Below are 5,893 nucleotides of genomic sequence, written 5' to 3'. Positions count from 1 at the left end.
TCATGCTGCGAAGGCTATGCCGAAGAACAATATGATCCCGGACGGACACTAAGGCCTCTCCGGCGGTAACGGCCCGGCACGGGCTGCGCACCGCGGCAATGGCCGTGCTGGCCGCCTGGGACGACGCGGAGGCTCGAGAGGCGCGCCTTCCCGATGCGGTCGCCGCTCTGCGCGCCGCCCTCGCCGGCAAGCCCAACCGGCCGTCGCGCGATCCGGCTCGGCCCCGCAAGCCGCGCGAAGGCACGAAGCAGCAGCAAGTGCTCGCCATGCTGCGCCGACCCGAGGGCGCCACCGTCGCCCAGATCGCTGATGCGACCGGCTGGCAGGCCCACACAGTCAGGGGCTTCTTTGCTGGATTGAAGCGGCGCCAAGGCATTGCGGTTGAGGCCGCTGAGCGCGTCCGCCAGGTCGGACCCGGTAAGGAAGGCGCCAAGGGCAGCTACACTGTCTACCGCGTCACCAGTTGAGGCGATCGCGGCGAACCGTCATGGAGCGTCAGTGTTGCGTGGATGCTCCAAGAAGAATCGGAGCATCTCGCGCGATGCGTCGGGGCCCCGCGGGTCGGTATAGGATCCGGCGGCGCTGCCGCCAGACCAGGCGTGACCGCCGCCATGGACCAACCATTGCTCGAGCACCGGCTGGCCAGCTGCATCAGCATGGATGGTACGGCTGTAAGCGTGGCCGCCCGGCACCTGCCCGCGCTGCACCTCGGTTCGCAAGCCGCCGGCTGCAGCGGACTGGGCGATGACCTGATCGCCATTGCGTGGGTGCACCGTGCCGTCCTTATCCGCATGGAACACGATGGTCGGGACGATGTGCCGGTTCCCGGTCATGGCCGAGCCGTGGCCAGGTTGATGCAGCGTCGCCGTGCCCTGCCGCATAGCGGCGAATGCAGAGGGCATGTCACGCGCCGCACCGCAGGCCAGACCGGAATGCACCCCGGCCGCCGCGTACAGATCGGGGTAGGTCTGCGCCATGATGGCGGCCGCCGCACCGCCGGCAGACAGCCCGGCGACATAGACCCGCCGCGGGTCGACCGCTTGGTCGCGCATGACCTGGCGGGTAATTCCGGCGATCAACGCAGGTTCGCCCTGGTCGCGCTGCTGATCGCCAGGGCTGAACCAGTTCCAGCATTTCTGGGCGTTGGCCGATTGCGTCTGGCCCGGATAGACAATCAGGCAGCCGTGCTCCTCGGCAAGCGCATTCATCCGCGTGCCGGCGGCGAAGTCGTCGGGCGACTGGGTGCAGCCGTGCAGCATGACGACCAGCGGCATCGCCTCGCTGCGATAGGTGCTGGGAATGTAGAGTTTGTAGCCGCGGCTTCCGGCGTCGCTGCTGAAGGACCCCGCCACGAATTGAGCGCCGTCCGGCAGCGGCTCGGCCGCCCGCGCCATCGAACCCTGCGTCAGCCCGCCGAGGCCCGGCGCCAAGCCACCCTGGTCGAGCTGATCGAGGAAACCACGCAGCGTTTCAGGCATCTGCGGCATCTTGGCTGTGCCCAGCCCACCGGTGGGCCACCGGCCGGCTGGCGTCGTGCGCGGCTCCGGGGCAGGCGCAGGACCTGACGCCTCGCCCGTCTCGGGATCGATGTCGATGATGCGCGTTAGGCGTCCGGTCGCCCGCGCAGCAGTATTGTGCGGCGTGGTCGTGCCGGCGTCGACCGGCTCCTCCCCGCGCAACAGGCGCTGCAGCAGCGCGGAGGCTTCGGTCAGTTTACCTTCGCGGGTGAGACGGGTCGCCTCGAGCATGCGGTTCGGGAGGATCGCGTTCATGTTTGGTGCTTTCAATGCGCGGACACAGGTCAGCCTTCCCCGCAAGGGGGCTCGCTCTGCATCCCGTCGTGGAATGTCGATGGTGGAAGCAGTTGGTTGCCATCCCGATTCGGGGCGGCGGTCAGCGGAATGCGGTGCTGCCTGGGCCGATTAGCGGGTCCGGTCGGCAAGCGCGGCCTTCACCGCGGCGCTCGCCTGGAGCGCCCCCAGAACGGAGATCGAGGCGATCGTTGCCTGGGCGAGCTCAGGCGTGACATCGGCGGCGATGCTGGCGAGACCCAGCACTCTAATGTCCAGCCGCTGGCCCGCCGCGCGGGCCGCCTCCAGATCCTCTCGGCTGAAGTGCCGCAGTCCGAGATCCAGGCTCTTCCTGGCTACGGACTGCTTAGTCGCGTCGGCGTGCCGCTCGATCTGGTTGCGGATTGCGGTGCGGATGAAGTCGGTCCGGTTCGAGTAGAAGCTGTCCTGTACCAGCAGATCGATATGGCCGAGGTCGACATAGCCGAGGTTGATGGTGATCTTTTCGGTGTCGCTTCCGACCTTGGGCCGCAATTCGTGTACGTTGCCTGCCATCCCCGGAGCATCCCCACACCATCCAACTGGATGGTAAATGGGTGCCGATTAAGTGCTTTCAATAGGTGCCATCACGCCGGCGGATTTTGCCGCCCGGAGACCACGGAAACGGCTTTGGCGTTAACAGTCAGTCCCAAATTCCGCACCAGCGCTGTCAGGATGCGGATCTACGCCGCCATGGCGCAGGAGGAGCGCGAGCTGATCAGCGAGCGGACCAGGGCCGCGCTGCGGGTCGCCAAGGCCCGTGGGCCGGCGTTGGGCGGGGACAGGGGCTACCGCCACCCGACGGCCTTGACGCCACCGCAGCGGTCCAGGCGCGGCGCCTGACGGCAGAGCTGGCGGCGCATCGGCTGGTGAGCGAGGTGGAGCGGCAGCAGGCCGATGGCGTCACAAGTCACACAGCGCTGGCACGGGCGCTGACCGGGCGCGGCGTGCCGACACCGCGAGGTAACGGCGCCTGGACCCATACCACCGTCACCCGTGTACTGGCCCGAGCTGCGGCCTGACCCACCGCCATCGCTAATGGCGGGACCGCTCGAGGTGCCGCCGTAGCAGAGCCATGTTGCGGAGATTGGCACGAAAGAACACGTCGCCGATCGAGCCTGCTATCGGCACCGCACTGATCAACCCATCCAGGCCGACATTGCCGATCATCCGGAGCAACGTACCCGTGGAGATGCCGAGCCGGCGTGCTTCCCATATCAGATAGGCTGAGATGGCCGTCGAGGCGACCGGCCCGACCGCCGGGAGCAAGCTCAGCAGCGCATCCGCCCCAAAGCGGATCCGGGTACCTGGAATATGCCACTTGGTATCAAACAGGCGCGCGATCATCTCCAGACGGGCATATCTATCCTGCTCACGGCTACCCTTGAGCATCCCGGCATCGCCAGCCGCAGAACTCCTCATCCGGCTCTCCCTGCCGGTAGGTCCGGCGTTCCCGCCCCAAGGAACGTCTCATGCGGCCCATGGTGGCGCCTGCGAGCTTCCGATGCTGCGCTGCCCCAGTCACCGATGCCGGCCGGCAAGGACCTCCTCAGCCCGACGCCGCGCCTCATCCTCAATCAGCGGCCAAGGCCAGGCTAGATGCGCCGCCAGTACGCGCTCCATAAACGCGGCCACGAGAGCTCGCTCCGATGGCATCGTGCGCAGTGCCAAGGGATCGAAGCGGGCGGTTCTTCTGGAGCGAGCTGGGGGCGGATCGTGGGGCATGGCCGAAAGCTAGAACAATTCACGAACATGCTGTCAGCGCCAAGCGTAAAGCGGCAGCGTTCGTCCCCGATATCCACAGGCGCCGCAGGCCGACCGCCTCCGGGTGCGCCGTTCGGCAGCGCCCAAGCGCCTCGCACACGCTGTTAGATTCTAACCCCCAGATCAAGGCAGTTCCGCCGCGATCCCGCCGTGACCTGAGCGCCACCATGGCTTGTCGGACATCCCGATCCGGAGGACACCATGCGTAGCCTTCTCGTCGCAGCCACCCTTGGGCTCGGACTGCTCTCGGCCGGCACCACGATCCAAAGCCGCTGCAGCTACGCCACCCCTTGATCTGCCGCCAACCAGCATCGGAGAGCAGCTCACGCCGGCCCATTACCAGCGTGGCTACGACCAGCGTGGCTATGGGCGGCCGTATCACGCGCCACCGCCGCGCTATTATTGGCACCGTTTTGCGCTGCCCCCACCGTCGCACTACTCCTGGCGCCACCCACGGTCATACCAGTATGGGTGGCGCTGATCTGACCCAACAGTACTCACTCCGGCCTTTGCAAAGTTGACGGTTAGGAGCAGCATCTTCATCACTGGTGAATGGCTGGTGGTAGTTGGCGTGGGCGAACGCCTACGAACGGGCTGCCGGCCGTTCAGAGCAGAGTGTTCAGCGTCCTAACTCGTCCACCGTGTGCCCATCCCCAAGTGGTGAATAGCTTCAAGAGAACTGCGCCAAAGCGCAGAGGCGAGCCCAGTGGGCAACTCGGCTACCGGAGATGGGGCTGGCGTGTCCTTGGCGGGTCCGGCAGCTCGGCGTCGCTTCGCAGTCGTAAGCTGCAGCACACGCGTCGCCTGCCGCCGGGATGGGAGCAGTCCGAACATTGAGCGGTTCCGGCGCGGCTGCCACCGAGAGCATGGCCGCCATCGCTGCATTCGCTTACGTCAATCTCGGCAAACTCACCTGCACGGCGCGGCGCGCCTCCCATTCTCAACGAACTCCCCATTGCTTCACTGTTCCAGTCGTGCATGCTTCCATTCTGCGAACCGTTCCTGCAACCAAAAACACCGAGGGAAACACCGTCATGAAACGTCGTCTCATCCTGGGCGGGGCGCCGGTGGCGCTGGCCGCGCCTGCACTCGCTCAGACTCAGAATCCCGAAATCCGTTGGCGCTTGGCCAGCAGCTTCCCCAAAAACCTCGACATTCTTTTCGGCGGAGCGGAATACCTCGCGCGCCGCGTTGCGCAGATGACGGAGAACCGCTTCCAGATCCGCTGCTTCGCGGCCGGCGAGATCGTGCCCGCCCTGCAGGTGCTGGACGCGCTGCAGAATGGCACCATCGAGTGCGGCCAGACCTCCAGCCTTTACTACATCGGCAAGGATCCGACGCTGGCTGCTTTTGCTGCCATTCCCTGGGGCATGAACATGCGGCAGATGACCGCTTGGATGCGCTATGGCGGCGGCAACGAGATCGCGGCGGAGCTCTACCATGACTACAATGTCGTTGGTATTCCCTTCGGCGAGACCGGCACTCAGATGGGTGGTTGGTTCCGCAAAGAGATCCGAAGCCTGGACGACCTGAAGGGGGTAAAATTTCGCATCTCGGGCCTCGCCGGGCCGGTCTTCGCAAAGCTGGGCGCCGCGCCGACGCAGATCGCAGCCTCCGACATTTATCCCTCGCTCGAACGTGGCACAATCGACGCGGCGGAGTGGATCGGACCCTATGACGACGAGAAGCTCGGCTTCCAGCGTGTGGCCAAGTACTACTACGCGCCGGGTTTCTGGGACGCTTCTTCCCGCGGGGTGTTCATGATGCACAATCGTGCATGGGACGGCCTGCCCGACCAGTACAAGCACATTCTGGAGGTCGCCTGCGGTGAGGCGACGCTGGAGATGATTGCCCGCTACGACGACGCGAACCCGAAGGCGCTGCGCCGGCTGCTCGCGGGCGGGGCACAGCTGAGGGCTTGGCCGCGAGAGGTCCTCCAGGCTGCTTGGCGGGCAACGCACGAGTTGTACGAAGAGACGGCGTCCCAGAACCCGCGCTTCCGCAAGATGTGGACGAGCTACAAGGCTTTCCGGGACGAGCAGTTCCAATGGTTCCGGGTGGCAGAGAACGCCTACGAGAACTTCGCCTTCGCGGCTGCAGCGCAGCGCTGAGGGACGGCGCATGTCGGTCTCGATGCCATGGGCAGGCCGGGCCTGGGGCCTTGTCTGCACAACCGAGAGGCCGGTGCGAGCGCTCCGCCAAGACTGACGTAGCCTGAGCGGAAAGCGTCTATCGGAAGTAGTTTTAAGTGTCCATCCGGGAACAGCTTGAGGCATCTGAATCGGTTGTGACTGGCGGGG

Annotated in this window: 7 protein-coding genes; 4 read left to right on the top strand and 3 right to left on the bottom strand. The window is 65.8% G+C overall.

Annotated features, from left to right (window positions below; translation table 11 throughout):
* Nucleotides 1-104: 104 nt before the first annotated feature.
* Nucleotides 105-467: a DUF3489 domain-containing protein gene (locus AC5JJ6_RS37870; RefSeq protein ID WP_496046985.1), complete on the top strand. Its 363-nt coding sequence runs from the start codon at nucleotides 105-107 to the stop codon at nucleotides 465-467.
* A gap of 18 nt (nucleotides 468-485) precedes the next feature.
* Here AC5JJ6_RS37870 and AC5JJ6_RS37865 read toward each other — a convergent pair whose 3' ends face one another.
* Together AC5JJ6_RS37865 and AC5JJ6_RS37860 are read right to left on the bottom strand one after the other, a co-directional pair.
* Nucleotides 486-1,772 (bottom strand): extracellular catalytic domain type 1 short-chain-length polyhydroxyalkanoate depolymerase, encoded by a 1,287-nt coding sequence (locus tag AC5JJ6_RS37865; RefSeq protein WP_496046984.1) that lies wholly within the window; start codon nucleotides 1,770-1,772, stop codon nucleotides 486-488.
* Nucleotides 1,773-1,922: 150 nt separating this feature from the next.
* Nucleotides 1,923-2,345: a CopG family transcriptional regulator gene (locus AC5JJ6_RS37860; RefSeq protein WP_496046983.1), complete on the bottom strand. Its 423-nt coding sequence runs from the start codon at nucleotides 2,343-2,345 to the stop codon at nucleotides 1,923-1,925.
* A 114-nt stretch (nucleotides 2,346-2,459) separates the two neighbouring features.
* Between AC5JJ6_RS37860 and AC5JJ6_RS37855 the strand changes: the two genes are divergently transcribed.
* Entirely contained in the window at nucleotides 2,460-2,672 is a 213-nt protein-coding gene (locus AC5JJ6_RS37855; RefSeq protein WP_496046982.1) for a recombinase family protein, read from the top strand.
* Nucleotides 2,673-2,698: 26 nt separating this feature from the next.
* Nucleotides 2,699-2,851 carry a hypothetical protein gene (locus AC5JJ6_RS37850; protein WP_496046981.1) on the top strand — a complete coding sequence of 51 codons (153 nt, stop codon included), beginning with the start codon at nucleotides 2,699-2,701 and terminating at the stop codon, nucleotides 2,849-2,851.
* 13 nt (nucleotides 2,852-2,864) lie between these two features.
* Here the strand turns inward: AC5JJ6_RS37850 and AC5JJ6_RS37845 are convergent, their stop codons facing one another.
* Nucleotides 2,865-3,221 carry a DUF4112 domain-containing protein gene (locus AC5JJ6_RS37845; protein ID WP_496046980.1) on the bottom strand — a complete coding sequence of 119 codons (357 nt, stop codon included), beginning with the start codon at nucleotides 3,219-3,221 and terminating at the stop codon, nucleotides 2,865-2,867.
* Nucleotides 3,222-4,627: 1,406 nt separating this feature from the next.
* Between AC5JJ6_RS37845 and AC5JJ6_RS37840 the strand changes: the two genes are divergently transcribed.
* On the top strand, nucleotides 4,628-5,704 hold the full coding sequence (locus AC5JJ6_RS37840) for a TRAP transporter substrate-binding protein (protein ID WP_496046986.1): 1,077 nt from the start codon (nucleotides 4,628-4,630) through the stop codon (nucleotides 5,702-5,704).
* The last annotated feature ends 189 nt before the right edge of the window (nucleotides 5,705-5,893 follow it).

It is taken from the genome of Skermanella sp., assembly GCF_059503625.1.
The sequence above is the reverse complement of the archived record's forward strand: the minus strand, read 5'-3'. Positions and strand labels throughout refer to the sequence as shown.

Bases quoted from the DNA above. Each gene is read 5' to 3' on its own strand.
- AC5JJ6_RS37865 (WP_496046984.1), bottom strand. From the start codon at position 1,772: ATGAACGCGATCCTCCCGAACCGCATGCTCGAGGCGACCCGTCTCACC.
- AC5JJ6_RS37840 (WP_496046986.1), top strand. From the start codon at position 4,628: ATGAAACGTCGTCTCATCCTGGGCGGGGCGCCGGTGGCGCTGGCCGCG.
- AC5JJ6_RS37845 (WP_496046980.1), bottom strand. From the start codon at position 3,221: ATGCTCAAGGGTAGCCGTGAGCAGGATAGATATGCCCGTCTGGAGATG.
- AC5JJ6_RS37860 (WP_496046983.1), bottom strand. From the start codon at position 2,345: ATGGCAGGCAACGTACACGAATTGCGGCCCAAGGTCGGAAGCGACACC.